29 protein-coding genes are annotated in these 26,471 nt (G+C 62.7%); 17 read left to right on the forward strand and 12 right to left on the reverse strand.

The window, feature by feature from the left end; translation table 11 throughout:
- The first annotated feature begins 185 nt into the window (after positions 1 to 185).
- The 4 genes from NKJ00_RS27535 to NKJ00_RS27550 all read left to right on the forward strand — a co-directional run bounded on the left by NKJ00_RS27535 (position 186) and on the right by NKJ00_RS27550 (position 3,755).
- Positions 186 to 1,811, forward strand: a complete 1,626-nt coding sequence (locus NKJ00_RS27535) for a phosphoenolpyruvate carboxykinase (RefSeq protein WP_352632000.1) — start codon at positions 186 to 188, stop codon at positions 1,809 to 1,811.
- A gap of 84 nt (positions 1,812 to 1,895) precedes the next feature.
- The gene (arfB, locus tag NKJ00_RS27540; RefSeq protein ID WP_023810634.1) at positions 1,896 to 2,333 is read left to right on the forward strand and encodes an alternative ribosome rescue aminoacyl-tRNA hydrolase ArfB; all 438 of its coding nucleotides are present in this window, start codon (positions 1,896 to 1,898) and stop codon (positions 2,331 to 2,333) included.
- Between the two features lie 153 nt (positions 2,334 to 2,486).
- Positions 2,487 to 2,960 carry a peptidoglycan-binding protein LysM gene (gene lysM, locus NKJ00_RS27545; protein WP_352611031.1) on the forward strand — a complete coding sequence of 158 codons (474 nt, stop codon included), beginning with the start codon at positions 2,487 to 2,489 and terminating at the stop codon, positions 2,958 to 2,960.
- A 165-nt stretch (positions 2,961 to 3,125) separates the two neighbouring features.
- A complete protein-coding gene (locus NKJ00_RS27550) occupies positions 3,126 to 3,755 on the forward strand; it encodes an alpha-ketoglutarate-dependent dioxygenase AlkB family protein (RefSeq protein WP_352632002.1) in 630 nt (209 codons plus the stop codon).
- Here the strand turns inward: NKJ00_RS27550 and coaA are convergent.
- From coaA to hisB, 9 genes are all read right to left on the reverse strand, one after another.
- A complete protein-coding gene (gene coaA, locus NKJ00_RS27555) occupies positions 3,742 to 4,701 on the reverse strand; it encodes a type I pantothenate kinase (protein ID WP_027039969.1) in 960 nt (319 codons plus the stop codon). The genes NKJ00_RS27550 and coaA overlap by 14 nt on opposite strands.
- A gap of 23 nt (positions 4,702 to 4,724) precedes the next feature.
- Entirely contained in the window at positions 4,725 to 5,048 is a 324-nt protein-coding gene (locus NKJ00_RS27560) for a phosphoribosyl-ATP diphosphatase (RefSeq protein WP_352554649.1), read from the reverse strand.
- Positions 5,049 to 5,118: 70 nt separating this feature from the next.
- Positions 5,119 to 5,913 carry an imidazole glycerol phosphate synthase subunit HisF gene (gene hisF / locus NKJ00_RS27565; RefSeq protein ID WP_023810638.1) on the reverse strand — a complete coding sequence of 265 codons (795 nt, stop codon included), beginning with the start codon at positions 5,911 to 5,913 and terminating at the stop codon, positions 5,119 to 5,121.
- A complete protein-coding gene (locus NKJ00_RS27570; RefSeq protein ID WP_352632004.1) occupies positions 5,910 to 6,746 on the reverse strand; it encodes an arginase family protein in 837 nt (278 codons plus the stop codon). Before NKJ00_RS27570 ends, hisF begins: the two co-directional genes overlap by 4 nt.
- Positions 6,743 to 7,486 carry a 1-(5-phosphoribosyl)-5-[(5-phosphoribosylamino)methylideneamino]imidazole-4-carboxamide isomerase gene (gene hisA, locus NKJ00_RS27575; protein ID WP_023810640.1) on the reverse strand — a complete coding sequence of 248 codons (744 nt, stop codon included), beginning with the start codon at positions 7,484 to 7,486 and terminating at the stop codon, positions 6,743 to 6,745. The genes NKJ00_RS27570 and hisA overlap by 4 nt, the downstream gene beginning before the upstream one ends.
- Before the next feature lie 4 nt (positions 7,487 to 7,490).
- On the reverse strand, positions 7,491 to 7,781 hold the full coding sequence (locus NKJ00_RS27580) for a DUF1330 domain-containing protein (RefSeq protein ID WP_023810641.1): 291 nt from the start codon (positions 7,779 to 7,781) through the stop codon (positions 7,491 to 7,493).
- Positions 7,778 to 8,437, reverse strand: coding sequence for an imidazole glycerol phosphate synthase subunit HisH (gene hisH, locus NKJ00_RS27585; RefSeq protein WP_023810642.1), 660 nt, complete (start codon positions 8,435 to 8,437; stop codon positions 7,778 to 7,780). Before hisH ends, NKJ00_RS27580 begins: the two co-directional genes overlap by 4 nt.
- Positions 8,437 to 8,913, reverse strand: a complete 477-nt coding sequence (locus NKJ00_RS27590; protein WP_352611029.1) for a DUF2628 domain-containing protein — start codon at positions 8,911 to 8,913, stop codon at positions 8,437 to 8,439. Before NKJ00_RS27590 ends, hisH begins: the two co-directional genes overlap by 1 nt.
- Positions 8,914 to 8,917: 4 nt before the next feature.
- Positions 8,918 to 9,517, reverse strand: coding sequence for an imidazoleglycerol-phosphate dehydratase HisB (gene hisB, locus NKJ00_RS27595; RefSeq protein ID WP_352611028.1), 600 nt, complete (start codon positions 9,515 to 9,517; stop codon positions 8,918 to 8,920).
- 242 nt (positions 9,518 to 9,759) lie between these two features.
- Between hisB and hslV the strand changes: the two genes are divergently transcribed.
- The 6 genes from hslV (at position 9,760) to NKJ00_RS27625 (ending at position 15,214) form a co-directional block, all read left to right on the forward strand.
- Positions 9,760 to 10,311, forward strand: a complete 552-nt coding sequence (gene hslV, locus NKJ00_RS27600; protein WP_023810644.1) for an ATP-dependent protease subunit HslV — start codon at positions 9,760 to 9,762, stop codon at positions 10,309 to 10,311.
- Between the two features lie 71 nt (positions 10,312 to 10,382).
- Positions 10,383 to 10,895 carry a GNAT family N-acetyltransferase gene (locus NKJ00_RS27605; RefSeq protein WP_023810645.1) on the forward strand — a complete coding sequence of 171 codons (513 nt, stop codon included), beginning with the start codon at positions 10,383 to 10,385 and terminating at the stop codon, positions 10,893 to 10,895.
- On the forward strand, positions 10,892 to 12,052 hold the full coding sequence (locus NKJ00_RS27610) for a hypothetical protein (RefSeq protein ID WP_352632006.1): 1,161 nt from the start codon (positions 10,892 to 10,894) through the stop codon (positions 12,050 to 12,052). Before NKJ00_RS27605 ends, NKJ00_RS27610 begins: the two co-directional genes overlap by 4 nt.
- Before the next feature lie 52 nt (positions 12,053 to 12,104).
- Positions 12,105 to 12,704: a DUF2585 domain-containing protein gene (locus NKJ00_RS27615; RefSeq protein WP_023810647.1), complete on the forward strand. Its 600-nt coding sequence runs from the start codon at positions 12,105 to 12,107 to the stop codon at positions 12,702 to 12,704.
- Positions 12,705 to 12,708: 4 nt separating this feature from the next.
- Complete coding sequence (gene hslU, locus NKJ00_RS27620; protein WP_023810648.1) at positions 12,709 to 14,022, forward strand: ATP-dependent protease ATPase subunit HslU; 1,314 nt, start codon at positions 12,709 to 12,711, stop codon at positions 14,020 to 14,022.
- Between the two features lie 232 nt (positions 14,023 to 14,254).
- On the forward strand, positions 14,255 to 15,214 hold the full coding sequence (locus NKJ00_RS27625; RefSeq protein WP_352440525.1) for a DUF1402 family protein: 960 nt from the start codon (positions 14,255 to 14,257) through the stop codon (positions 15,212 to 15,214).
- 285 nt (positions 15,215 to 15,499) lie between these two features.
- Here the strand turns inward: NKJ00_RS27625 and NKJ00_RS27630 are convergent, their stop codons facing one another.
- The 3 genes from NKJ00_RS27630 to NKJ00_RS27640 form a co-directional block, all read right to left on the reverse strand.
- Entirely contained in the window at positions 15,500 to 16,738 is a 1,239-nt protein-coding gene (locus NKJ00_RS27630; RefSeq protein ID WP_352632009.1) for an NAD(P)/FAD-dependent oxidoreductase, read from the reverse strand.
- Complete coding sequence (locus tag NKJ00_RS27635; RefSeq protein ID WP_027161041.1) at positions 16,735 to 17,049, reverse strand: Rieske (2Fe-2S) protein; 315 nt, start codon at positions 17,047 to 17,049, stop codon at positions 16,735 to 16,737. Before NKJ00_RS27635 ends, NKJ00_RS27630 begins: the two co-directional genes overlap by 4 nt.
- A 96-nt stretch (positions 17,050 to 17,145) precedes the next feature.
- Positions 17,146 to 18,237: a fatty acid desaturase family protein gene (locus NKJ00_RS27640; RefSeq protein ID WP_352632011.1), complete on the reverse strand. Its 1,092-nt coding sequence runs from the start codon at positions 18,235 to 18,237 to the stop codon at positions 17,146 to 17,148.
- A gap of 169 nt (positions 18,238 to 18,406) precedes the next feature.
- Here NKJ00_RS27640 and NKJ00_RS27645 point away from each other — a divergent pair, with 169 nt between their 5' ends.
- The 7 genes from NKJ00_RS27645 to NKJ00_RS27675 all read left to right on the forward strand — a co-directional run bounded on the left by NKJ00_RS27645 (position 18,407) and on the right by NKJ00_RS27675 (position 26,194).
- Positions 18,407 to 19,438 carry a LacI family DNA-binding transcriptional regulator gene (locus NKJ00_RS27645; protein ID WP_023810652.1) on the forward strand — a complete coding sequence of 344 codons (1,032 nt, stop codon included), beginning with the start codon at positions 18,407 to 18,409 and terminating at the stop codon, positions 19,436 to 19,438.
- A 302-nt stretch (positions 19,439 to 19,740) separates the two neighbouring features.
- A complete protein-coding gene (locus NKJ00_RS27650) occupies positions 19,741 to 20,682 on the forward strand; it encodes a sugar ABC transporter substrate-binding protein (protein WP_024502009.1) in 942 nt (313 codons plus the stop codon).
- A gap of 114 nt (positions 20,683 to 20,796) precedes the next feature.
- A complete protein-coding gene (locus tag NKJ00_RS27655) occupies positions 20,797 to 21,873 on the forward strand; it encodes an ABC transporter permease (RefSeq protein WP_023810654.1) in 1,077 nt (358 codons plus the stop codon).
- Between the two features lie 2 nt (positions 21,874 to 21,875).
- Positions 21,876 to 22,643: an ATP-binding cassette domain-containing protein gene (locus tag NKJ00_RS27660; protein WP_352440528.1), complete on the forward strand. Its 768-nt coding sequence runs from the start codon at positions 21,876 to 21,878 to the stop codon at positions 22,641 to 22,643.
- 116 nt (positions 22,644 to 22,759) lie between these two features.
- The gene (iolG, locus tag NKJ00_RS27665) at positions 22,760 to 23,755 is read left to right on the forward strand and encodes an inositol 2-dehydrogenase (RefSeq protein ID WP_027039991.1); all 996 of its coding nucleotides are present in this window, start codon (positions 22,760 to 22,762) and stop codon (positions 23,753 to 23,755) included.
- Between the two features lie 32 nt (positions 23,756 to 23,787).
- Positions 23,788 to 24,582 carry an SDR family oxidoreductase gene (locus NKJ00_RS27670; protein ID WP_352611022.1) on the forward strand — a complete coding sequence of 265 codons (795 nt, stop codon included), beginning with the start codon at positions 23,788 to 23,790 and terminating at the stop codon, positions 24,580 to 24,582.
- A 520-nt stretch (positions 24,583 to 25,102) separates the two neighbouring features.
- On the forward strand, positions 25,103 to 26,194 hold the full coding sequence (locus tag NKJ00_RS27675) for a 3-deoxy-7-phosphoheptulonate synthase (RefSeq protein ID WP_013528366.1): 1,092 nt from the start codon (positions 25,103 to 25,105) through the stop codon (positions 26,192 to 26,194).
- Positions 26,195 to 26,471: the final 277 nt, after the last annotated feature.

Consider the following 26,471-nt stretch of genomic DNA (forward strand, 5'->3'; position numbering starts at 1 on the left):
GCCAATCCTTTGGGCAACCGCGAAACTTTTTGCACATATAAACGATTTAAACAACTTTCAAAATATTTAAATCGATTAATGATTTGATATCATTTGCCTTTTCTGGTTCTGACCATCTCAGCCCGCGTAGTGGGCGTGCTGGAAACGTGCCGGCAAAGATGCGGCAAATCCAAGAGGGACACTCGATGTCGGAAGTCGGCAAACGCAATTCCGCCTGCGCGATCGATCATATCGGCCTGAAAACCACCGGCGTGGTGCGCTATAATTTCGGTGCGGCTACCCTTTATGAGGAATCGATCCGGCGCGGGGAGGCCCGCTTGACCGCCCATGGCGCGCTGGTCGCCGAGACCGGCCAGCACACCGGCCGCTCGCCCAAGGACAAGTTCGTCGTCCGCAACGGTGACACCGAACCACATGTCTGGTGGGAGAACAACAAGGCGATCTCGCCGGCCCAGTTCGACACGCTGCTCGCCGATTTCCAGGCGCATGCCGCGGACAAGGATCTATACGTCCAGGATCTGGTCGGCGGCGCCGATGCGGAGTCGAGGCTGCCGACCAGGGTGATCACCGAATTTGCCTGGCACTCGCTGTTCATCCGCAATCTGCTCATTCGTCCCGGTGCCACCGAACTCGAGCAGTTCGTGCCCGAGATGACGATCATCGACCTGCCGTCCTTCCGCGCCGATCCCCTCCGTCACGGCAGCCGCACCGAAACGGTAATCGCCGTCGATCTTTCGCGCAAGATCGTGCTGATCGGCGGCACCTCCTATGCCGGCGAGATGAAGAAGTCGGTGTTCACCATGCTCAACTATCTCCTGCCGGCGAAAGGCGTGATGCCGATGCATTGCTCGGCCAATGAGGGTGCGGCCGGCGACGCCGCCATCTTCTTCGGCCTGTCGGGCACCGGCAAGACGACGCTCTCGGCCGATCCCTCGCGCACGTTGATCGGCGACGACGAGCATGGCTGGGGACCGCACGGCATCTTCAATTTCGAAGGCGGCTGCTACGCCAAGACGATCAAGCTGTCGGCGGAAGCCGAGCCGGAAATCTTCGCCACCACGCAGCGCTTCGGCACGGTGCTGGAAAATGTCGTGCTCGACGCCGATGGCGTGCCGGATTTCAACGACGGAAGGCTGACCGAAAACACACGCTGCGCGTACCCGCTGGACTTCATCCCCAATGCCAGCAAGACCGGCCGCGCCAACCATCCCAACAACATCATCATGCTGACCGCCGACGCCTTCGGCGTGATGCCGCCGATCGCGCGGCTGACCCCGGCGCAGGCGATGTATCATTTCCTGTCCGGCTACACCGCCAAGGTGGCCGGAACCGAAAAGGGGGTAACCGAGCCCGAAGCGACGTTTTCGACCTGTTTCGGTGCGCCGTTCATGCCGCGCCATCCCTCTGAATACGGCAATCTGCTGCGCGAGCTGATTGCAGGCCACGGCGCCAATTGCTGGCTGGTCAATACCGGCTGGACCGGCGGCGCCTACGGCACCGGCAAGCGCATGCCGATCAAGGCGACGCGCGCCTTGCTTGCCGCCGCACTTGACGGCTCGCTGAAGACGGCCGAGTTCCGCACCGACCCTCATTTCGGTTTCGCGGTGCCGGTGGCTGTCCCGGGCGTCGACAGCGGCATTCTCGACCCGATGATTCTGGACCCCCGGGCGACCTGGGCCGACAAGGCCGGCTATGACCGGCAGGCGGCAAGGCTGGTCGGCATGTTCGCCGTCAATTTCGAGAAATTCGAAAGCCATGTCGATGCCGTGGTGCTGGGCGCCGCGCCGCGCATGCAGGAAGCGGCGGAGTAATCGCGCCACAGGGTTCAGCTTTCGTTGAAAGGCCCGGTTCGATCGGGCCTTTTCTTTTTCGATCCGCCGCGCCATGACTGCGGCATGGCGAGCGACGACAACATCATCATATCAGGCGATGCGGTTATCCATCCGGGCGACCTGCACGAGGATTTCATCCGCTCGTCCGGCCCCGGCGGCCAGAACGTCAACAAGGTGGCGACGGCGGTGCAGCTGCGCTTCGACGCGGCCAACGCAACGGGTCTGTCGGAGCGCGTGCGCGAGCGGACGATCAAACTTGCCGGCCAGCGTGCCACCAAGGACGGTGTCATCGTCATCGAGGCAGGCCGCTTCCGCACCCAGGAACAGAACCGGGCGGATGCGCGGGCACGGCTGACGGCATTGGTCGCCAAGGCCGCCGAACCGCCACCGCCGCCGCGCAAGAAGACACGGCCATCGAAGGGCGCCGTGGAGCGGCGGCTGAAGAGCAAGGCCGGGCGCGGCACGATCAAGAAGCTGCGCGGCCGGGTGGAGAACGATTAAGCACCACACCAGAGCATGATGCCGAAAAGTGTGAAGCGGTTTCGGGCACATCATGCTCTATCTCTTGGATCTAGGCACGCGCACAAAACGACTTCCCATTTTGGACCGCAGATGCAAGGTTCAACCATTGCCATTAGCAAGGGAGACCCAAGGATGGGCATGTTCGATTTCGTCAAGAGCGTCGGCAAGAAACTGGGCATCGGCGGTGACGACGAAGCCGCACCCTCGGCCGACACACTCAAGAAGGAGCTCGATTCGCACAAACTCGGCACCGATGGCGTCGAGGTCGTCGTCAAGGGTGACACGGCGGTGCTGAAGGGCGTGGTCAAGGATCAATCGATCTTCGAAAAGGCAGTCATCGCCGTCGGCAACACGCTCGGCGTCTCCAAGGTGCAGGCGGACGAATTGCAGGTCGCGCCAGCGTCTGGCACGGCCGCCGCCCCGGCCAAGGAGCCCACCTTTTACACGGTGAAGAAGGGCGACAATCTCTGGAAGATCGCCGAGAAAAGCTACGGCAAGGGCCAAGGCGTCAAGAACACGGTCATATTCGAGGCCAACAAGCCGATGCTGACCCATCCCGACAAGATCTATCCGGGCCAGGTGCTGCGCATCCCAGATCTCGCCTGATCAAGGCGATGCCAATTTGCGAAAAGCAATTCCAGGAAAAGTGTGAAACGGTTTTCCGTCCGGAATTGTGCCAAACAAAGAGTTAGAACGGCGGCTTTCGGGTCGCCGTTTTCTTTTGATCGTGACATTTTACGGTTCCGAACCATCCGGGAGGTGACCGAATCCGTGCTCGTTCTGCCCAAAGGTGTCCGCCACATGCCGGCCTATCTGTCACGCACCGTGCAGGAAGCGCTGGTCGATGAGGTGAGACGGATCGTGCAGCAGGCGCCGCTGTTCGTGCCGGCCATGCCGCGCACCGGCAAGGAGATGAGCGTGCGCATGACCAATTGCGGGCCGCTCGGCTGGGTCACCGACAAGGAGCACGGCTATCGTTACCAGCCGGCGCATCCGGTAACCGGGGCGCCTTGGCCGCCAATTCCGGATGCGCTGCTCGAGCTGTGGCGGCAGGTATCGGGCTATCCCAATCCACCGGAAGCGTGCCTGATCAATTTCTACACGCCGGATGCAAAAATGGGGCTGCATCAGGACCGCGACGAGGCTGATTTTTCGGCGCCGGTCGTCTCCGTCTCACTGGGCGACGATTGCCTGTTCAGGGTCGGCCAGACGACGCGTGACGGGGCGACCCGGTCGTTCAGGCTGCAAAGCGGTGACGTCGTGGTGCTCGGCGGCGAGGGGCGGCTGTGCTTTCACGGCGTCGATCGGATCTATCCCTCGACCTCGGCACTGCTGAAAAACGGTGGGCGGATCAATCTGACATTACGACGGGTGACGAAGCCGGCCGTCACAGCTTCCTGAGCGCCACTTCCTCGATCAGGTGGTCGGCGCCCTTGCGCAGGATGAGGTCGGCGCGCGCTCGCGTCGGCAGAATGTTCTCGCGCAGATTCTTCAAATTGATGTTGGTCCACAGGCCTTCGGCGATGGCGCGCGCCGAACCCTCCGACAGCTGCGAATAGCGGTGAAAGAAGGAGTCCGGGTTGCGGAAGGCGGTCTCACGCAGCCGCATGAAGCGGGAAATGTACCAGTTGTGGATCAGCTTTTCGTCGGCATCGATGTAGATGGCGAAGTCGAAGAAGTCCGACAGGAAAGGGACGATCTTGCCGTCCTGCGGCAGCTTGCCGGGCTGCAGGACATTGATGCCTTCGAAGATCAATATGTCGGGCCGGTCGATGGTGACGAACTCGCCAGGAATGACGTCATAGGTCAGGTGCGAATAGACAGGCGCGCGGACATCGGGCAGCGCCGACTTGATGCCCGACAGGAAGCGCAGCAGCGCGCCCACATCGTAGCTGTCGGGGAACCCCTTGCGCTCCATCAGGTTCTCGCGGCGCAGGACCTCGTTGGGCAGCAGGAAGCCGTCGGTGGTGATGAGATCGACCTTGGGGCTCGACGGCCAGCGCGCCAGCAGTTCCTTCAGCACGCGTGCGGTGGTCGATTTGCCGACGGCGACCGAACCGGCGATGCCGATGATGAAGGGCGTCTTGACCACGTCGACCGCGTTGAAGAAGGCCTGGCGTTGCCGAAACAGCAGCTGGCTCGCTTCGACATGCGCGGACAAAAGCCGCGACAGCGACAGATAGATGCGCGTGACCTCTTCGAGATCGACCGGATCGTTGAGCGAGCGCAGGCGGCGGAATTCGTCCGCGCTCAGCGTCAGCGGCGTGTCGGCACGGAATTGCGACCATTGATCGGCGGAGAAGAAACGAAAGGGGGAATATTTCTCGGTTGGCGCGAGCTGATCCATCGAGATACCTGCCCTCCTCGCGGTCAGCCCTTGGGCCGTGACGCCTTCTCGGCGATGCCCGAACGCCGGGTGCGGCCTTCGAGTTCCCTAAGCACGTCGCTCAGCGGAACCCCGGAGAGGCCGAGAACGACGAGCCAATGATATATAAGATCGGCACTTTCCGAAACGAGGGCCGGTTTGTCACCCTTGACGGCGGCAATCACCGTCTCGACCGCCTCCTCGCCGAGCTTCTGCGCCGCCTTGTCGATGCCGCGCGCGAACAATTTTGCCGTCCACGAGTCCGGGTCGCCGGAATGGGCACGTTCCCTGATGGTTTCTTCAAGATCTGACAGCGAAAACTCAGCCATGGCGTCATCTATCTGCTTGTTTAAGCATGATCTTTTCCGAAAACCGGTTCCCACTTTTCGGGATCATGCTTTAGGGCCGATTATTCACAGAGTCCAGCCGCATCGGCAGCCCCGCGGCAGCCATATGCGCCTTGGCCTGCGCTATCGTGTAGGTGCCGAAATGGAAGATCGACGCCGCCAGAACCGCGCCGGCATGGCCGTCGCGAATGCCTTCAACCATGTGGTCGAGCGTGCCGACGCCGCCGGAAGCGATCACCGGCGCGCGCACGGCGTCTGATATCGCGCGGGTCAGCGCGATGTCGTAGCCGGCCTTGGTGCCGTCCCGATCCATCGAGGTCAGCAGGATCTCGCCGGCGCCGCGATCGACCATTTTCCGGGCGAACTCGACCGCATCGATGCCGGTCTTTTCGCGGCCGCCATGGGTGAAGATCTCCCAGCGGTCGGTCTCACTGGTGCTCGACACCTTCTTGGCGTCGATGGCGACGACGATGCACTGGTTGCCGAACTTGTCGGCGGCCTCGGCAACAAAATCCGGGTTCTTCACCGCGGCCGTGTTGATCGACACCTTGTCGGCGCCGGCCAAGAGCAGCTTCCTGATATCGGCGACCTGGCGCACGCCGCCCCCGACGGTCAGCGGCATGAAACATTGTTCGGCGGTGCGTGCGATGACGTCGAAGATGGTTTCGCGATTGTCCGACGAAGCGGTGATGTCGAGGAAGCAGAGTTCGTCGGCGCCGGCCGCGTCATAGGCCTTGGCCGCCTCGACCGGATCGCCGGCGTCGACGAGATCGACGAAGTTGACGCCCTTGACGACACGGCCGTTCTTGACGTCGAGACAGGGGATGACACGGGCTTTCAGCATCAGCGGCCCTCTATCGTGGCGATGAGATCGTTCAGCAACTGGCCAACCAGCGGCGGAACATCGGCCTGGGCGTCGAAGGCCGGGTCGTAGGCGGAGACGGTGATGCCGACGACCGGCACCGCCAGCGCCATGGCGCAAGTGGCGTCGCGCAGCTGTTCCGGGCTCGGGCCGCCCGAAGTGATATAGCGGTTGGCCTGCAGCTCCCGGGGATCATGCACGTCCATATCGAGATGCATGTGCACGCGTCTGGCGCCGGCGATCTTCAGTCTTTCGGCCGCCTGGGCCACCCCGAAGCATTCCGTCCGCACGATCGGCAAGGTCTCGAGAAGCTGTCTTTCCGCCGGATCGAGATCGCGCGCGTTGACGAGCACGCAACGCGACGGATCGATCGGCCTGAAGCCGGGAATGGCCGACGCCATCGGCCGCCAGCACAGGCCAAGCACCGTCGCCAGCGCCATGCCGTCGAGAAAGCCATATGTGGATGTCTCGGGCGTGTTCAGGTCGCCATGCTGGTCGGCCCAGATGATCGCATCGGCGTCTTCGCCGGCGACCGCGCCGGCGCTGGTCAGGCAGTTTCCCGCAAGGACGATGGGAAACCGACCGGCGTCACGGGCAAGGCGAACCTCGCTCGCAACCGCGTTGCAGACGGCAAAGCCGGTGGCGATCTCGCGCTCCTGATCGTCTCCGACCTTGCCGATGTCCCCGACCGCGACGTCGTGACCGGCCATCGTCAAGGCTTCGACGAGCCCGCCCGAGACCAGCGCGTCCGGACCTTGGCCCATGCCGCCATGGTAATGGCCGCTGTCATAGGAGGCCAGGATGATGGAAATTTTCACGTCCGCGGCTCCGCCCTGCCCTGGAGGATCGCCAGGGCCTCGGCCGGATCGATGCGGCCGTCATAGAGCGCGCGCCCGGAGATCGCGCCTTCGAGCTTTTGCGCATCGGGCATGGTCATGCGCACGATGTCGGCGATCGAGGCGAGGCCGCCGGAAGCGATCACCGGGATCGACACGGCATCGGCGAGGTCGATGGTGGCGTCCCAATTGATGCCGGTCAAAACGCCGTCGCGGTCGATGTCGGTGTAGATGATGGCGGCGACGCCGGCGCCCTCGAATTTCCTCGCCAGTTCGATGACGCCAAGGCTCGACGCCTCGGCCCAGCCCTCGACGGCGACCTTGCCGCCCTTGGCGTCGATGCCGACGGCGACCTTGCCCGGAAACGCCTTGCAGGCCTGCTTGACCAGGTCGGGATCGCGCACCGCCACCGTGCCGAGGATGACGCGGGCCAGCCCGCGATCGAGCCAATCCTCGATCTGCGCCAGCGTGCGGATGCCGCCGCCGAGCTGCACCGGGTTCTTCGTTGCCTTGAGGATGGCGCCGACCGCCGCACTGTTGACGCTCTGGCCCTGGAAGGCGCCGTTGAGGTCGACGACATGCAGCCATTCGAAGCCCTGTTGCTCGAAGGCTCGCGCCTGGGCGGCAGGATCATCGTTGTAGATGGTCGCGGTCGCCATGTCGCCATGCCTGAGGCGCACGCACTGGCCGTCCTTGAGATCTATCGCCGGGAAAAGGATCATCCGTTCAGGCGCCTTCCACAATGGCGAAATGCGACGTCGAATAGAGGCGTCGGAATTTCAGCGCCGCCTGGTATTCGGGCGAATGGAAGCAGGCGAGTGCGACCGCGTAGCTCTCGAACTCGATGATGACATGGCGATTGCCCGATGGCCCTTCCGGGCTCGACGACCGACCGCCGCGGGTCAGGAATTTTGCGCCATATTTGTCGAAAGCCGCTTTGTTGGCGGCAATGTATAGCGGATAATTTTCCGGATCGGTCACCTCGACCATCGCCATCCAGTAGCCCTTCTTGCTCATCGGTTTTCAGGGCTCCAGCGCAGGAAATTGGTGATCAGCGCCAAGCCCAGCGCCTGGCTCTTTTCCGGGTGAAACTGCGTGCCGACGAGATTGTCGCGGGCGACGGCCGCCGTCACCGGGCCGCCATAGTCGGCGACCGCCAGAACCTCTTCCGCCTTGCCCGCATCGAGATGGTAGGAATGCACGAAATAGGCATGCAGCCCGCTTGCGCCAGTCGGTATGCCGGCAAACAGCGGATGCTGGCGCTTGAGCTCGATCGTGTTCCAGCCGATCTGCGGGATCTTCAGCGTCGGATCGGCCGGCGTGATCTCCTTGACGTCACCTGATACCCAGCCGAAGCCGTTGGTGATTGTCTTTTCCAGGCCGCGCTCGGACATCAGCTGCATGCCGACGCAGATGCCGAGGAACGGCCGGCCCTTGTCGATAGCCACCTCCTCGACCGCTTCCCACATGCCTTCGAGGGCATGCAAGCCGGCCGCGCAGTCGGCATAGGCGCCGACGCCGGGCAGGACGATGCGGTCGGCCGTGCGCACCCGTTCGGCATCCGATGTCAGGTCGATAGCAGCCGATATGCCGGCTTCCCGCGCCGCGCGCTCGAAAGCCTTGGTGGCCGAGCGCAGATTGCCCGAACCGTAATCGATGATCGCAACCCGCATCAGCTTCTTCCCGGGATGTGGGTCAGCCCCAGCGCCATGCCCGGCTGCGACGGCCGCGCCAGGGCAGCGTCCGGGACCATGCGCGGTGCCGGTGCGGCCTGATCGGGAAGCGCTTCCGCCTCGAGCGCATAGCGCGTGTCAGCATCGTCGAGCCAACCGGCTTCGACCGCGCCCCATTCGTGCCAACCGCGCCGGCGAAGTGCCGCGATGCGCAGGCCTTGCCCTTCCAGTCCGACATAGAGCGAAACCAGCAACGACAGCAACGACCCGGCCAGACCAAGGCCGAGCTTCTGGCCCAGCATCGAAAGCAGGCCCATGACGACGAAGGCAAGCGCCGCCTCGATCCACAGCCGATGCCAGGCGAACCATAGCGGCGGCACCAGAAGGCCCAGCCAGGTGAAGCCATCGCGGACAAAGGCCGTGGCATCGGCCTTTTCGCTGCGGCCTGGCGGTTCCATCACGACATAGGTGGCCATTGCCTTATCCCTTCAACGATCCCTTGGTGGAGGGAACCGCATCCGGCTGGCGCGGATCGCGTTCGAGAGCCGCGCGCAGCGCGCGCGCCACCGCCTTGAAGCAGGTCTCGGCGATGTGATGGTTGTTGGCGCCGTAGTGATTGGTGACATGCAGCGTGATGCCGGCATTCTGCGCCAGCGCCTGGAAGAATTCGGGCACCAGCTCGGTGTCGAAGGTGCCGATCTTCGGCGATGAGAAGGAAACGTTCCAGACCAGGAAGGGACGGCCGGACACGTCGATCGCGGCGCGCGTCAGCGTCTCGTCCATGGCAAGGTCGATCGAGGCATAACGCATGATGCCGCGCCGCTCGCCCAGTGCCTTGGCCAGCGCCTGGCCGAGCGCGATGCCGGTGTCCTCGACCGTGTGGTGGTCGTCGATGTGCAGATCGCCCTTCGCCCTGACCGTCATGTCGATCAGGGAGTGGCGCGACAGCTGGTCCAGCATATGGTCGAAGAAGCCGACGCCCGTGGCGATATCCGACTTGCCGGAGCCGTCGACATGGACCGCCACGGAGATGTCGGTTTCCTTGGTCTTGCGGCTTGCTTCGGCGGAACGGGGCGGCATCACTCTATCCTTGTCCCAGAGGTTCACATCGTGACCGGCTCAGAGGCTTCAAGCGCTCGCAGGCTTGAAAACGAAAGCCTTCTAGCAGCATGATCCGGCGATTGCCAGTTGCCTCTGACAGCGGTATCGGCCTTGCCAGAGAGCGATTTGCAATCACCGGCCCCATGCATACATATGGCCAATCAAAGTTACTCGTACCGCGCCAATCGCCTTATCGGGATGGCGCTGCTCGGAGCCAGTAAATGTCCAATGAACTGACCATGCACGCCACGACCATCGTGACGGTGCGCAAGGGCAACAAGGTGGTGATCGCCGGCGACGGCCAGGTCAGCCTTGGCCAGACCATCATGAAGGGCAACGCCAAAAAGGTGCGCCGCATCGGCAAGGGCGGCAATGTGATCGCCGGCTTCGCCGGCGCCACCGCCGACGCCTTCACGCTGCTGGAACGGCTCGAGGCCAAGCTCGAACAATATCCAGACCAGCTGACGCGCGCCTGCGTCGAGCTCGCCAAGGACTGGCGAACCGACCGCTATCTGCGCCGGCTGGAAGCGATGATGTTGGTGGCCGACAAGTCGGTGTCGCTGGCGCTGACCGGCACCGGCGACGTGCTCGAACCCGAATTTGGTGTCATGGCCATCGGTTCGGGCGGCAATTACGCGCTGGCGGCGGCACGCGCGCTGATGGACAGCGACAAGGATGCCGAGGAGATCGCCCGCAAGGCGATGCAGATCGCATCCGACATCTGCGTCTACACCAACAACAGCTTCGTCGTCGAAACGCTCGATGTCGGCTGAGCGGGCCGACCATGATCCCGAAACGTGGAAACCGGTTTTCTCGGACGAACGGTTCCGTTCGTCCAGAGATCATGGTCCAACAAGAAGATAGCTATGATTTTCGGCCGGTGACCGAGAAAGACCTGCCGATGATCGCCGGCTGGCTCGCCGAACCGCATGTCGCCGAGTGGTGGGACGATCCCGAGATCGAGATCGCGCAGATCCGCGAGCACATCGACTCGATTTCCGTCGAGCCGCTGATTATCGAACTCGACGGCAAGCCGATCGGTTATCTGCAGACCTATGATCCGCATCTGGAGGACGGCCATCCCTATGCCGACCAGCCGTTCGGCACGCTCGGCATCGACCTGTCGATCGGCCGGCCGGAGCTGGTCGGGCTCGGCCATGGCTCGGCAATCGTGCGCCAGTTCGTCGAACAGCTTTTCGACGAAGGCGTGCCGCGCGTCATCATCGATCCTGATCCCGCCAATGTCAGGGCCATCCGCGCCTATGAAAAGGCTGGCTTTGTTGCCTTTGACACCAGAACATCGGAGTACGGGCCTGCCTTGATGATGGCGCGCGACGCGACGCAGGAGCCCAATTGATCAGCGCCGAAACACTCGACAAGGCAGTCGCGAAAGGTTTGATCTCGCAGACCCTGCGCGATCAGTTGGAGGCCATGGAACGCGCGGTCGCTCTCGCCCCCGAGGTCAGGCGCGCCGATGACGAGGGTGACGAGGAAAACCTGCGGCTGGTCGGCGGCGGCAACGATCTGTTCGTCACCGTTGGAACCGTTCTGCTCAGCGCCGGCTTCTTCTTTGTCCTCACCACCTTGCTTCCAGGCCAGACATTCTGGATCGCCGGCATCCTCGCGGTTTTCGCCTGGGGGCTCGCCGAAATTGTCACGCGTCAGCACCGGATGAAATTATCGTCGTCCGTGCTTGCCCTGATTTTCATGGCCGCCATTCTGGCCGCTCTGGCGCTACAAGTGGAGGCCAGCTTCGGCATACGCAAGCCGGAGACCATCTGGCAGCTATTGGCGTTGCGCCAGACGGCGTCCCAGGCCGGATATCTGTTCCTGGGCGGAGGAATAATTGCGGCGGCGATCTATTTCTGGCGTTTTCGCGTCCCCATCATTGCCGGGGCTATCGCCATCGCCTTTACACTGCTTGCCTTCCTGCAAACGGCGATAATCCTGTATGACAGCGTGACAGCGGGTGCGATTGCGCCGCCGCGTATTGAGGATGTTCCCGAATTGCTCCGCGCGGCACTTTACATGCCGCTGATCTGCGGCCTGATCGTGTTCGCAACGGGTGTAGCTTTTGACATTTACGACAGGGATCGACGCAAGATCTGGTCTGATTGCGCTTTCTGGCTGCATGTCGTCTCGGCGCCCATGCTGGTGCATCCGCTGTTTATCATGGCAACCGGCCAGAACGTCGTATTCGGACATATCGCGCCGGATGCCAATGCAACCATCATGCTGACGATTCTGATCCTTGGCTTCCTCTATGTCGCGCTTGCCATCGACCGCCGTTCGCTTCTGGTTCCGACATTGGCTTACTTCGGCTCGCTGGGCATCTACTATCTGGTGAATTCCGCCTCCGATTCGACGGGTATCCCGCCTTTTGCCTTGATCCTGGTCGTTGTTGGCGCGCTGATTATTCTGTTCGGGGCTGGCTGGCAGCGTATCCGGCGGATTGTGGTCAAACCCACCTTGCCGGCTGCCGTGATCCGCCGGCTACCGCCGCTGAAGGCGTGACAAGGCTTTGTGATGATCGACACGGCGACGCGAAACGAGGGGGAATGAACCGATGACGACACCGGCCACGGAGAGCAGCTATTCGGCCTATGAAGACAGCTGGCGGATGGGGCTTCTGCTGGTGCTTGCCCTGGTCATCTTCCAGGCTGGGGCGCTCTACGGCATGGGGCGAGCGCCGATCTGCACCTGCGGCTATGTGAAACTCTGGCACGGCGTGGTGAACAGTTCGGAGAATTCCCAGCACATTTCGGACTGGTATACGTTCTCGCACATCATCCACGGCTTCCTGTTCTATGCGCTGGCCAAATTCCTGTTCCCGCGTTCGCCGATCGGACTGAGGCTGGCGTTCGCCGTCTTCATCGAAGGCGGCTGGGAGCTGCTCGAAAACAGCCCGTTCATCATCGAGCGCTACCGCGCCGGCACCATCTCGCTCGACTATTACGGCGACAGCATCATCAATTCGGTGTCCGACACACTGGCCATGGTGCTGGGATTTGTGATGGCGCGAAGGCTACCTATATGGGTGATCGTCAGCCTTGCCATCATCTTCGAACTCGGTACCGGCTATCTCATCCGGGACAATCTGACACTCAACGTGATCATGCTGCTGCATCCGTTCGAGGCCATCAAGCAGTGGCAAAGTGGAATTTAGTGATATGAGCACATTTTCTCCCCGCGAAATCGTTTCGGAACTCGACCGTTTCATCATTGGCCAGAAAGACGCCAAGCGCGCCGTGGCCATCGCCTTGCGCAACCGCTGGCGCCGCCAGCAGCTGGAGGGCCAGATGCGCGAAGAGGTGATGCCGAAGAACATCCTGATGATCGGGCCGACCGGCGTCGGCAAGACGGAAATTTCGCGCCGCCTGGCGCGGCTCGCCGGTGCGCCTTTCGTCAAGGTCGAGGCGACCAAGTTCACCGAGGTCGGCTATGTCGGCCGCGACGTCGAGCAGATCATCCGAGACCTGGTCGAGATCGCCATCGGCCTGGTGCGCGAGAAGATGCGCGAGGACGTCAAGGCGCGCGCCCACGTCAACGCCGAGGAACGCGTGCTGGAAGCGCTGGTCGGCAAGACGGCGAGCCCGGCCACCCGCGATAGTTTCCGCAAGAAGCTGCGCGACGGCGAACTCGACGACAAGGAGATCGAGGTCGAGGTCGCCGACACCGGCGCTGGCGGCATGCCCGGCTTCGAAATCCCCGGTATGCCGGGCGCCAATATCGGCGTGCTGAACATCAACGACATGCTGTCGAAGGCGATGGGCGGCAAGAAGACCAAGATGCGCAAGACGACGGTGAAGGAATCCTACGACCTGCTGGTCAACGACGAGTCCGACAAGCTGCTCGACCAGGACGAGGTGGTGCGCCGGGCGCTCGATGCGACGGAGAATGACGGCATCGTCTTCCTCGACGAGATCGACAAGATCGCGTCGCGTGAAGGCGGCATGGGCGCCGGCGTTTCCCGCGAAGGCGTGCAGCGCGACCTGCTGCCGCTGATCGAAGGCACCACGGTGGCGACCAAATACGGACCTCTGAAGACCGACCACATCCTGTTCATCGCCTCGGGTGCGTTCCACGTGTCCAAGCCGTCAGACCTGTTGCCGGAATTGCAGGGCCGCCTGCCGATCCGGGTCGAGCTGCGGGCGCTGGAGAAGGACGATTTCGTCCGTATCCTGACCGAGACAGAGGCCAGCCTGATCAAGCAGTATATCGCTCTGATGAAGACCGAGGGCGTCGACCTGACCTTCACCGACGACGCGATCGATTCGCTGGCCGGCATTGCCGTCGACCTCAACGCCAGCGTCGAGAACATCGGCGCAAGACGACTGCAGACAGTGATGGAACGGGTGCTGGACGAAATCTCCTACGACGCGCCCGACCGCAACGGAACCAGCGTCACCATCGACGCCGCCTATGTGGAAAAGCATGTCGGCGACCTGTCCAGGAATACCGACCTGTCGCGGTTCATCCTTTGAACGACGGCGCCGGAACGTTCCGGCGCCGGTCCAGGCAACATTTTCCGGCCAGCAAAATCATGTGTGGCCAGATGGTATCATCTGGCCAGCTTTCGTAGTGCCGGGTGAAGGGGCGCTCTCGACTCGACCAAGAGCTTTACCTAGTTTGCGCGGCAATTCTCGATCTCTTGGTTTGACGCAATTCCGGAAAACCGTTTCACACTTTTCCTGGAATTGCTTGGGCGGCGGGTGCATGAAAAAACTGATCCTGGTTATTCTCGGCTTGACGCTGGCGGCGACGCTGTTCGCCGCCGAGGCAGCGACATTGGTGCCGCCGGGAAATCGCAATGCCGTGCAGCCCGATATTCCGGGCGCGTCCAGCCGGCGCACGCAAGCGACCAACACCAGCTTCCAGGCGAAGTACCGCAAGGTCTACGCCCTGCTGCAGAACGACGCCGATCTGCGCGGCAAGATCAAGAAGGCAGCCGCCACCTACGGCATCGATCCCTTGCACATCGTCGGCGCCATCGTCGGCGAGCACACCTACAATGTCGATGCCTATGACCGGCTGCAGACCTACTACGTCAAGGCGATCTCCTATCTCTCCAGCAAGCTGTCCTTCGCCTATGACGGCGAGGACATCACCGATTTCGTGCAGCGGCCGGAATTCAAGAAATGCGCAGGGATGTCCGACAGCTACGATCTGTGGGAATGCCGCGAACAGGTGTGGAACCGTTCGTTTCGCGGCAAGAGCGTCGGCGGGACGAACTTTCCCGACGACCGTTTCGGCGCCACCTTCTTCCAGCCCTATTATGCCGGCCAGACCTTCGGCCTGGGTCAGCTCAATCCGCTGACCGCCCTACAGATGAGCGATCTGGTGCACAAGGTTTCCGGCCTGCCCAGGCTCGACGTCGGCGATCCCAATTCGGTCTACAAGACCATCATGGATCCCGACCTGACGCTGCCCTACGTCGCCGCGACGATCCGGAAATCGATCGATGCCTACAAAAGCATTGCCGGCTTCGACATTTCGGGCAATCCCGGGCTGACCGCCACGCTCTACAATGTCGGCAATCCGGAGCAGCGCGCCGATGCCTTGAAAGCTGAGAACGACAGGCGCCGCGCCGCCGGCGAGCCGGAAAAGCTGCCGGAAGAGAATTACTATGGCTGGCTGGTGAATGACAAATTGGCGGAGCTGAAGGCGCTGTTTTAGCGGGTTTGAGCTCAGGCCTCTACCTCCCGCTTGTGGGGAGGGTATCGCATATGGACTCTTGCGAAGAAGGACCCCCACCCTAACCCTCCCCACAAGGGGGAGGGAACGCTGTCGCGTGCCTTTTATTCTTCTTTGGCGCCGAAAAGTCAGGCGACTAGCCTAGGTCGGCGCCGACGGAAGTCTCCCTTCCCCTTGTGGGGAGGGGTTAGGGGTGGGGGTCGGTGCCGGGCAGACATCTCAGGAATTCCATATGCGATTACCCTTCCCACAAGGGGCAGAGCAGGCTCAAGCCGCCAGCAGCGACTTCAGCTTGACGTCCTGCGATCCCAGTGCTTCCGGCGCCGGCTTCGCGCGCTTGCCGATCAGCATTTCAGCCAGCCTGATGTCGCGGGCGACCGCGTTGCCGGGGCCGATGCCGCTGGCCGCCACCAGCCTGCCGTCCTGGGCCAGATGGAAGAGGATGAAAGCGCCGTCGCCGAGGTCGCGGCGCACGGTGCTGCTGCCTTCGTCGGACAGCCCGGCAATCTGCAGGGACAGACCATATTGATCCGACCAGAACCATGGCACCGCCGCATGCGCCTCGCCGGCACCCAGCATATTCCTCGCCGCCAGCGCGCCCTGCTCCTGGGCGTTGCGCCAGGCTTCCAGCCGTACGCGGCGGCCGCCATAGACGGCGAGCGGAAACGAGCAGCAATCGCCGGCGGCAAAGATGTCGGGATCGCTGCTGCGCAGCTCGGCATCGACGGCAATGCCGTTGTCGATCGCCAGCCCAGCTTCGGCCGCAAGCCCGGTCACCGGCACGGCGCCGATGCCGATGATCGCGAGGTCGGCGACGATTTCCCGGCCGCCGGCAAGCGCTATGCGCACCTTGTTGCCGTCGTCGGCGATGGACGCGATGCCGTCCCCGCACAGAATATCAACGCCCTCGGCGATGTGTGCATCGTGGATAATTTCGGCGATCTCGGCCGGCACGCCGCGCATCAGGATGCGCGGCTGCGCCTCGATAACGGTGACCGCAGCGCCTAGCTTGCGGGCCGCGGCCGCGAGTTCGAGACCGATGAAACCGCCGCCGATGATGGCGATACGGTTACCACGGTTGAGATGCGCGCGAATGGCGAGCGCGTCAGTGAAGGTTCTGAGATAGACGCAGCGCGGACCCAGCCCCGGCATCGGCAGCTTGCGCGGGGTCGAACCGGTTGCCAGCAGGAGCTTGTCGTAAGGCAGGACCGATCCGTCCGACAGGCGCACCGCATGCGCCGCGCGATCGATCGCCACGGCCTGGACGGAATGGATATGCCGGATCGATTTCTCGGCCAGAATGGCGTCGCTGGCGATCGCCTTGATCTCGGGCGCATCGCTGGCCATCGCCTCCTTGGACAGAGGCGGGCGCTCGTAGGGCAGATGCGGCTCGTCGCCGACCAGCGTCACCGGCCCCCGATAATCGAGGTCGCGCAGCGCCAATGCCGCCCGCCCGCCGCATTCGCCGGCGCCGATGATGAGCATCCCCCCCGCCATGTCAGTCATCCGATCTGGATCAGGACTTTGCCGGCATCGACCTTGACCGGATAGGTCTTGAGATTGACGCAGACCGGGGCGCCGCGGGCGTCACCCGTCTTGTAGTTGAAGCGGCCATTGTGCTTGGGGCATTCGATGATGTCATCCATCACCAGCCCGTCGGCCAGGTGCACCTTTTCATGCGTACAAAGGCCGTCGGTGGCGAAGAACTCGTCGTCGGGGCTGCGATAGATGGCGAAGGTGCGGCCGCCATGGTCGAAGCGCATCACATCCTCCTCGTCTATGTCGCCGGTGGCGCAGGCCTCGACCCAGTCGCTCATTCAAGTCCTCCCTAAAAGCAATCCAGAAAAAGTGCGCAGCGGTTTTCCGCCCGGAATTGCGTTAAAATAAACAGTCCAGATCGGATGGAAGCACGATCATTCCGCCGCGGCGACGATAGTGTCGTTGTGGAATTCTTCGCGATATGGCCGTGCGGTCGGCGGCAGCTCGCGTTTGAGGAAATAGTCCTCGTTGCGCAGCTGGCGCAGGAAGACCGGGATCATCTCGCGATAGCCGGCCAGGATCGACGGTGTCGGTTCCGGCAGATCGTGCTTGATCAGTTCGTGCAGCCTCGGCAGCGCATGATAGGGCACCATCGGGAACATGTGATGCTCGACATGGTAGTTCATGTTCCAGTAGATGAAGCGGCTGATCGGGTTCATGTAGACGGTGCGGCTGTTCAGCCTGTGGTCGGTGACGTTATCGGCCAGGCCGCCATGCTGCAGCAGCCCGACCATGACGTGATGCCAGGCGCCATAGAGCCTGGGCAGGCCAACCAGCATCAGCGGCAGAAACGAACCGGTGTAGAACGCCAGCGCGATGGTGGCGGCATAGATCGCCGTCCAGATGCGGGCGATCCGGATCGCCTTGGGCTGTTCCTGCTCGGGAATGAAGGTCTTTTCCGCCGCGCTGATGTTGCCGGCGGCGTTGCGCAGCATATCGCTCATCGCATGCCAGGCGTCGAGCACGCCGACGAAGCCCAGGACGGCGCGAACCAGGTCCGGCGGCCGCATGACCGAGATTTCCGGGTCGCGGCCGACGATGACGGTGTCGGTGTGGTGGCGCGTGTGGCTCCAGCGCCAGGTCACCGGATTGCGCATGATCATGAAGCAGGCGATCTGATAGACCACATCATTCATCCACTGCGTCCGGAAGGCGGTGCCGTGCCCACATTCGTGCCAGCGTGAATCCGTCGACGAACCGTAGAGGACGCCATAGACGAAGAAGAACGGCACGCACCACCATGTGCCCCAGAACCAGGCGCCGCCGGCGCCGCTGACGATCAGCGCGGCGAACCAGATTGCCGTATCGCGGATCGCCGGCCCGTCGGAGCGCTGCATCAGCTCCTTCATCTGCTTGCGCGGTACGTCGGTGTGATACCACTCGGCGGCCGACAGGCCGGTCTCGACGGCGAGCCTGGCGTCGCGGCCGATCAGGCTGTAGTCACGCCGGGACGGCGCAGTGGACATGATTTGCCTCCCTCGGCAAAGGCATCCGCCAGAGCGATGCCGTGAAATCCCTTGGTTTCGAGCATCAAAGTAACGCCGACCGATGATAGACTCAACATCACAAAGATAGTTTCTATCATTTCCCATCAGGATGATGTACGAAGGCTCAAGCAAATCCGACGAGGCAAGCATGGTGAAGCGGCCGACAATATCAGATCTGGCGCGCATCTCGGGCGTCAGTGTCGCCACCGTCGACCGCGTGCTGAACAACCGGCTGCCGGTGCGCGAAGAGACAGCGCGCCGCGTCTACGAGACCGCTACCGATATCGGCTACCACGCCGCCGGCCTCATCAAGCAGCGCATGCGCCAGGAATTGCCGGAGTACCGGCTGGGCTTCCTGCTGCTGCGGGGCAATGATGCCTTCTACGGCGACTTCGCGCGGGAACTTGAACTGGCCATCTCGCAATCGCAACGCTTCCGCGGCGTTGCGACCATCGATTTCGCCAGTTCCCTGGCTCCCGACGAAATCGCCTCCCAGATGCGCAGGCTGGCGGCGAAATCGAGGGCAATCGCCGTTGTCGGTCCGGACCATCCGACCCTGACAGCGGTCGTGGAAACCTTGAAGGCGAGAGGGCAGCCGGTCTTTTCGGTGCTGTCCGACTTTGCCGCCGGCATCCGGGAGGGCTATATCGGCCTCGACAACCGCAAGGTCGGGCGCACCGCCGCATGGATGATCTCCAAAGCAGCCAAGCGGCCCGGCAAGGTCGCCCTCTTCGTCGGCAGCCACCGCTTCCACGGCCATGAGCTGCGTGAGATCGGCTTTCGCTCCTTCTTCCGCGAGCATGCGCCGGAGTTCAGCGTGCTTGAAACGCTGGTCAATCTGGAAGCCAACCAGGTGACCCATGACGCGATGATCGATCTTCTGGCGCGTTATCCGGATCTTGCCGGCTGCTACGTCGCCGGCGGCGGCATGGAAGGCGCGGTCTCGGCACTGCGGGCAGCGAAACCCGCGACCATGCCGGTGGTCGTCTGCAACGAGATCAACGCCGAATCGCGCGCGGCACTCGCCGACAACATCCTCACCATGGTGATCTCGACCCCGCTCGCCGCTTTGTGCCGTGAGCTTGTCGACCTGATGGCGCATGCCATCGAAACCGGCGCCGCCAACGCTCCGGGCCAGACCTTCCTGCCCTTTGACATCTACCTGCCGGAAAACATCTAGCCCGCCGCCGCGCAAGGCCGCCGAGGCAAATGATAGAATCCATCAGAGCGATGCGTAAATCGGCCCGCAGGCCGCGGAATCGCCCTTGACGCCCCGATGTGAAATGGAATAAATATTTCATCATCTGTGTATTTTGGTTCTTTCGTTCCGGAACATCTGTTTCAAACAGAGGGCTTGACGTTCCAGCCAGGAGGCAAGCGTCATCCGGAATAGAAAAGATACCAGGGAGAGATTCCCCGGGGAGATCGGGGATTCCGGATAAATCGGTGAAACCGGACACCAATATGTGGAGGAGAAACACAATGAAGAAATTGATTTTGGGCGTCGCCTTCGCGGCGCTGATGAGCTCATCCGCCTTGGCCGCCAAGGTTGGCGTGTCGATGGCCAAGTTCGACGACAACTTCCTGACCGTGCTGCGCAACGGCATGATCGAGCAGGCCAAGGGCATGAGCGGCGTGGAGCTGCAGGTCGAGGACGCGCAGAACGACGTTGCCAAGCAGCTCGACCAGATCAAGAACTTCGCCGCCTCGGGCGTCGATGCCATCATCGTCAACCCGGTCGACACTTCGGCCACGCAGGCGATGTCGGATGCCGCGGCGGCCGCCAAGATCCCGCTGGTCTATGTCAACCGCGAGCCGGTCAATGTCGACACGCTGCCCGACAACCAGGCCTTCGTCGCCTCGAACGAAGCCGATTCCGGCACGCTCGAGACCAAGGAAGTCTGCCGCCTGTTCAAGGAAGCCGGCAAGAAGGAAGCCAATGTCTATGTGATCATGGGCGAGCTTTCCAACCAGGCCGCCGTGCAGCGCACCAAGGACATCGACGATGTGATCGCGACGCCGGATTGCAGCTTCATCAAGATCATCGACAAGCAGACGTCGAACTGGAACCGCGACGAGGCGCAGAACCTGATGACCAACTGGCTGTCGACCGGCAAGCCGTTCGACGGCGTCATCGCCAACAATGACGAAAGCGCCATCGGCGCCATCCAGGCGATGAAGGCCGGCAACATCGACATGAAGGCGGTTGTCGTCGGCGGCGTCGATGCCACCCAGGACGCGCTGGCGGCAATGCAGGCGGGCGACCTCGACGTAACCGTGTTCCAGGACGCGGCCGGCCAGGGCGCCGGCGCTCTCGATGCGGCGCTCAAGCTCTCCAAGGGCGAGAAGGTCGAGCACAAGGTCTACGTGCCCTTCCAGTTGGTGACGCCGGCCAACATCGACAAGTTCCTGAAGAAGAACTGAGCCGCCAACGGTTCGATACGGAGCGGCGCTCTCGATCGCGACAGCGCCGCTCCCCTCTCTCCCTCGGCGCCGGCACGGCGCGAGGGCGACCGCGGCTGATGGAGGACAGGATACGTGGCACAGACATCTCATGGCGTCGGCGGCGTCGGCTATGATGCGAGGAAGCGCACATGGCCGGCCGAGTTCAATGTTTTCCTGGCATTGGTCATTCTCGTCGTCATCTTCGAACTGATCGGCCGCGTCTTTCTCGGCGACAGCTTCCTGTTCAACACACGCAGCGACGTCGGCGGCATCTTCAACGAAGCGCGCCTGCAGATCATCATCCTGCAGGTGTCGATCGTCGGCATCATCGCCATCGGCGTGACGCAAGTGATCATCACCGGCGGCATCGACCTGTCCTCGGGCTCGATCGTCGGCGCGACCGCCATGATCGCCATGAGCTTCGCCCAGGTGGCGACGGTCAACGGCAACCCCAATCCCAAGGCGATGTTTTTGGCGCAAGGCTGGACGGACCTGCCTGTCATCGTGCCGCTGCTGGTGGCGATCGCCTGCGGCCTGTTTGCCGGCCTGGTCAATGGCGCGCTGATCGCCTACACGCGCATTCCGCCGTTCATCGCCACGCTCGGCATGATGGTGACCGCGCGCGGCATCGCCAAATGGTGGTCCAAGGGCCAGCCGATCTCGTTTCCCACCGAGAGTTTCGCCGGCATCGGCAAAGGCCTGATGCCCGTCGTCATCTTCCTGTCGCTGGCCATCCTGTTCCAGCTGATCATGACCTACACCAGGTACGGCAAGCACTGTTATGCGATCGGCTCCAACGAAGATGCCGCGCGCATGTCCGGCATCAAGATCGCCAACCACAAGATCCTGGTCTACGTCATCGCCGGCATTCTCGCAGCGCTCGCCGCCGTGGTGCTGAGCTCCAAGAACCTGACCGCGCAGTCCGGCATGGGCGTGATGTACGAGCTCGACGCCATCGCCATGGCGGTCATCGGCGGCGTCTCCCTGTCGGGCGGGCGCGGCTCGATCATCGGCACGGTTATCGGCTCGCTGATCTTCGGCGTCATCATCTCCGGCTTCACCTTCCTGCGCCTCGACGCCTACTACCAGGAGATGGTCAAGGGCGTGATCATCGTCGGTGCGGTGGTTCTCGACCAGTGGCGCCAACGCCTGCGGGCAATGAGGGCATGACCATGTCAGACATCGTCCTGAAGACCGAAAACCTGACCAAGCGCTATGGCGGCGTGCATGCGCTGGAAGGCGCGAATTTCGAGCTGCGCAAGGGCGAGCATGTCGCCATCATGGGCGACAACGGCGCCGGCAAATCGACCTTCGTGCGCCAGATCACCGGCGTCGAGCAGCGCACAAGCGGCCAGATCTGGTTCGACGGCATGGAAGTGAATTTTGCCGGGCCGATCGAGGCTCGCACGGCCGGCATTGAGACCGTGTTCCAGAACCTGGCGCTGGCCGACGATCTCGACGTGCCATCGAACCTGTTCCTCGGCCGCGAGAAGGTGCTGTTCAACCTCGGCCCGTTCTCGATCCTCGACCGCAAATACATGCGCAAGGCGACCGAGGCGGCGCTCGTCCGCACGGCGGTGAAGATCCCCAATCTGTCCAACACCATCCGCCACATGTCGGGCGGCCAGCGCCAGTGCGTGGCGATCGCCCGGACGGCGACCTTCGCCTCCAAGCTGATCATCATGGACGAGCCAACGGCTGCCCTTGGCGTGCAGGAGACCGCGCAGGTCGAAAACATCGTCCGTACGCTCAAGGACAATGGCGAGCCGCTGATCCTGATCAGCCACAATATGCGCCAGGTGTTCGATCTCTGCGACCGTATCGTCGTGTTCCGGCGCGGCCGCATCGTCGCCAATCTGCGCAAGGAGAACACCGACGGAAACGATATCGTCTCCTACATCACCGGCGCCAAGACCGGGGAGGCGGAACTCGCAGCCTAAAACAGGACGATCACCCTGTTTTAAGGACGATATGCGTGCTTGAAGCAATCTTGCCCCTTCCTCAGAGAAGGTGCGGACACAACTCTCTCTAACCCATCCCCCCAGAGGAAATACCCATGACCGTTCGCTTCGCTCTCCTCGGTGCCGGCCGCATCGGCAAGGTCCACGCCCGCGCCGTCGGCTCCAATCCGCAGGCCAAACTGGTTGCCGTTGCCGATGCGTTCGAGAAGGCCGCCAAAGAGCTGGCGAGCGCCTATGGCGCCGAGGTGCGCAGCATCGAGGATATCGAAAAAGCCGGGGATATCGACGCCGTCGTCATCTGCACGCCGACCGACACCCATGCCGATCTGATCGAGCGCTTCGCCAAGGCTGGCAAGGCGATCTTCTGCGAGAAGCCGATCGACCTCAACGTCAAGCGCGTCGAGAAGTGCCTGGCCGTGGTCGAGAAGACCAAGGCGACGCTGATGGTCGGCTTCAACAGGCGCTTCGATCCGCATTTCGCCGCCGTGCGCAAGGCGATCGACGACGGCGCCATCGGCACCGTCGAGATGGTCACCATCACCTCGCGCGACCCCGGCGCGCCGCCGATCGACTACATCAAGCGCTCGGGCGGCATTTTTCGCGACATGACCATCCATGATTTCGACATGGCGCGCTTCCTGCTCGGCGAAGAGGTCGTGGCGGTCAGCGCCCATGCCTCGGTGCTGGTCGACAAGAAGATCGGTGCTGCCGGCGATTTCGATAGCGTCAGCGTCATCCTGGAAACCGCTTCCGGCAAGCAGGCCGTCATCTCCAACTCGCGCCGCGCCACCTATGGCTACGACCAGCGCATCGAGGTGCATGGCTCGAAAGGCATGGTTGCCGCCGAGAACCAGCGGCCGGTGTCGATCGAACTGGCGAACGAGAAGGGTTATACGCGCCCGCCGCTGCACGACTTCTTCATGACCCGCTACCTCGACGCCTACGCCATTGAGATCGCCGCGTTCATCACAGCCGCGACCTCGGGCAAGAAAGCGTCGCCGAGCGGCGCGGATGGGCTGGTGGCGCTGAAGCTGGCCGATGCGGCGCTGAAATCAGCAACGACCGGCAAGACCGTCCGTCTCGACAAGTAAGAACCCTTGGAAAGAACCACAGGAGCAGAGCGATGAGCGGAACAGCCGGTCGCAATTCACAGACACGCGCCATCGTCACCGGTGGCGCCCAGGGGATCGGCTTTGCCGTTGCCGAAGCGCTGGCCGACGAGGGCTGCCGGGCACTGGCGCTCATCGGCCGCTCGCAGGAGAAGGGCGACAAGGCCGTCGCCCATTTCAAGAAAGCGGGCGTCGACGCGATCTTCATCAGCGCCGACGTCTCTAAAGTGGCCGACTGCAAGCGCGCCGTTGCCAACGCGATCTCGCATTTCGGCACCATCAACGCGCTGGTCAACGCCGCCGCGACATCGGCGCGCGGTTCGCTGGTCGAAACCAGCGAAGAGCTGTTCGACACCATCTTCGACACCAATGTGCGCGGCCCGTTCTTCCTGATGCAGGGCGTGGTGGCGCATCTCTTGGAGAAAAAGGCACCCGGCTCGATGGTCAATGTGCTGTCGATGTCTGCGCATACCGGCCAGTCGTTCCTGACGCCCTATTCGACCAGCAAGGGGGCGCTGATGACGCTGACCAAGAACGTCGCCAATGCCTATCGCCACAACCGCATCCGCTGCAACGCGGTGCTGCCCGGCTGGATGGACACAGAGGGCGAGGACATCGTGCAGAAGAAATGGCACGATGCGCCGGACGACTGGCTGGCAAAGGCCGAAGCGGCGCAGCCGATGGGCCAGTTGGTGAAGCCGGACCAGCTAGCACGGTTGATCAGCTACATGGTCAGCCCGCAGTCGGGCGTCATGACCGGATCGCTGGTCGACTATGACCAGAGCATTGCGGGGGCTTCGCCGGAATAGGATCGGCGAGTCTAGCGGAAACGCCCATAATTTCGTCATCCACGGGCGGAGCAAGGAGCGTAGCGACGCGGCGCAGACCCGAGGATCCATGCCGCGACTTCTGAGCGTTGCTGCGGTGCGAAATTCTGCTCCGATGCACTCCACGGCTGAGGTCACGGCATGGATCCCAGGGTCTCCGCGACGGAGCTTCGCTCCTGCTCCGCCCAGGGATGACGAAGTTTGGGTGCTTCGGCCATCCCGAATTGTCTCCGCATCACCCACGTGACAAGCGCCTCCGCATCGACTATATGAGCCTCATGATCAACCTGACCGCCACATATTGGTACTTTAGGAGCTCGCTGGCGGCGGGAGGATTGCGCTCGATCTGAAGATTGCAGCAACAAGATCCGAACAGCCGCCATACCTGGCGGCTTTTTTGTTTTCAGCCGGCAGGTTCCCTCTAAATCAAAGAGGAGCATGATGTCGTCCGAAAACCGCTTCACACTTTTCGGCATCATGCTCTCGACAGGAGCAGAAAGCCGTGTTGACCACCACAGACGACCTTCGGGTCAAGGAAATCCGAGAACTGAGTACGCCGGACGAGGTGATGCGGGAGATCCCGCGCACTTTGACCGCGACGCGCACCGTCAGCGCATCGCGCAACGCAACCCATGCCATCTTGAACGGCACCGACGACCGGCTGCTCGTCATTGTCGGCCCGTGTTCGATCCACGATCCGGTCGCGGCCGTCGACTATGCCAGCCGCCTGGCAGCGCTGCGCGAGAGCCTGTCGGACCGGCTGGAGATCGTGATGCGGGTCTATTTCGAGAAACCGCGCACGACGGTCGGCTGGAAAGGCCTGATCAACGATCCCGACCTCGACGGCAGCTTCAACATCGACAAGGGGCTGCGGATGGCACGCAACGTGCTGTCGGCCGTCAACAATCTCGGCCTGCCGGCAGCGACCGAGTTCCTCGACATGACGACCCCGCAATACATTGCCGACCTCGTCGCCTGGGGCGCGATCGGCGCGCGCACGACCGAGAGCCAGATCCACCGCGAACTCGCCTCGGGCCTCTCCTGCCCGGTCGGCTTCAAGAACGGCACCGACGGCAATCTTCGCATAGCCGCCGAGGCGGTGAAATCCGCCGCCCAGCCGCATCATTTCATGGCGGTGACCAAGGGCGGGCGCAGCGGCATCGCCACGACCACGGGCAATGAGGACTGCCACGTCATCCTGCGCGGCGGCGTTCAGCCCAACTATGATACGGCGAGCGTCGAAGCCGCCGCTGTGGAACTCGCTCGTATCGGCGTTGCGCCCAGGCTGATGATCGATGTCAGCCACGCCAATTCGGCCAAGAAGCCCGAGAACCAGCCCAAGGTCGCGGCCGATGTCGCCGGCCAGGTCGCGGCAGGCGACGAGCGCATCATCGGCCTGATGATCGAGAGCAATCTCGTCGCCGGCCGGCAGGACGTGGTGCCGGGCAAGCCGCTGGTCTATGGCCAGAGCATCACCGATGGCTGCATCGACTGGGCGACCACCGAGACGGTGCTGCACGGCCTTGCCGGCGCCGTCGAGTGGCGCCGCTCGGCACGCCGCGCCATGATCGACAACCGGCAGGGAGCCGCTTGAGCCACTATTGCCGGCCTTTGCCCGGCACGGACCCCCACCCCTAACCCCGCCCACAAGAGGGAGGGCAATCGCATATGGATACTTGCGAAGAAGGACCCCCACCCTAACCCTCCCCACAAGGGGGAGGGAACGCTGCCGCGCACTCCTACTCGAACCTTTGACGCCTGAAAACGTCGGCAGTTTGCCGTTGTCAGGTAGTGTGCTGAGAGTTCTGCAAATTCGCTGAGAGAGGGCGGTCATGGCAGGCTGGTGATGTTCAACGTCACCGATTCCCGCG

The sequence above is a fragment of the Mesorhizobium sp. M0227 genome, assembly GCF_040321855.1.
GTDB lineage: Bacteria > Pseudomonadota > Alphaproteobacteria > Rhizobiales > Rhizobiaceae > Mesorhizobium.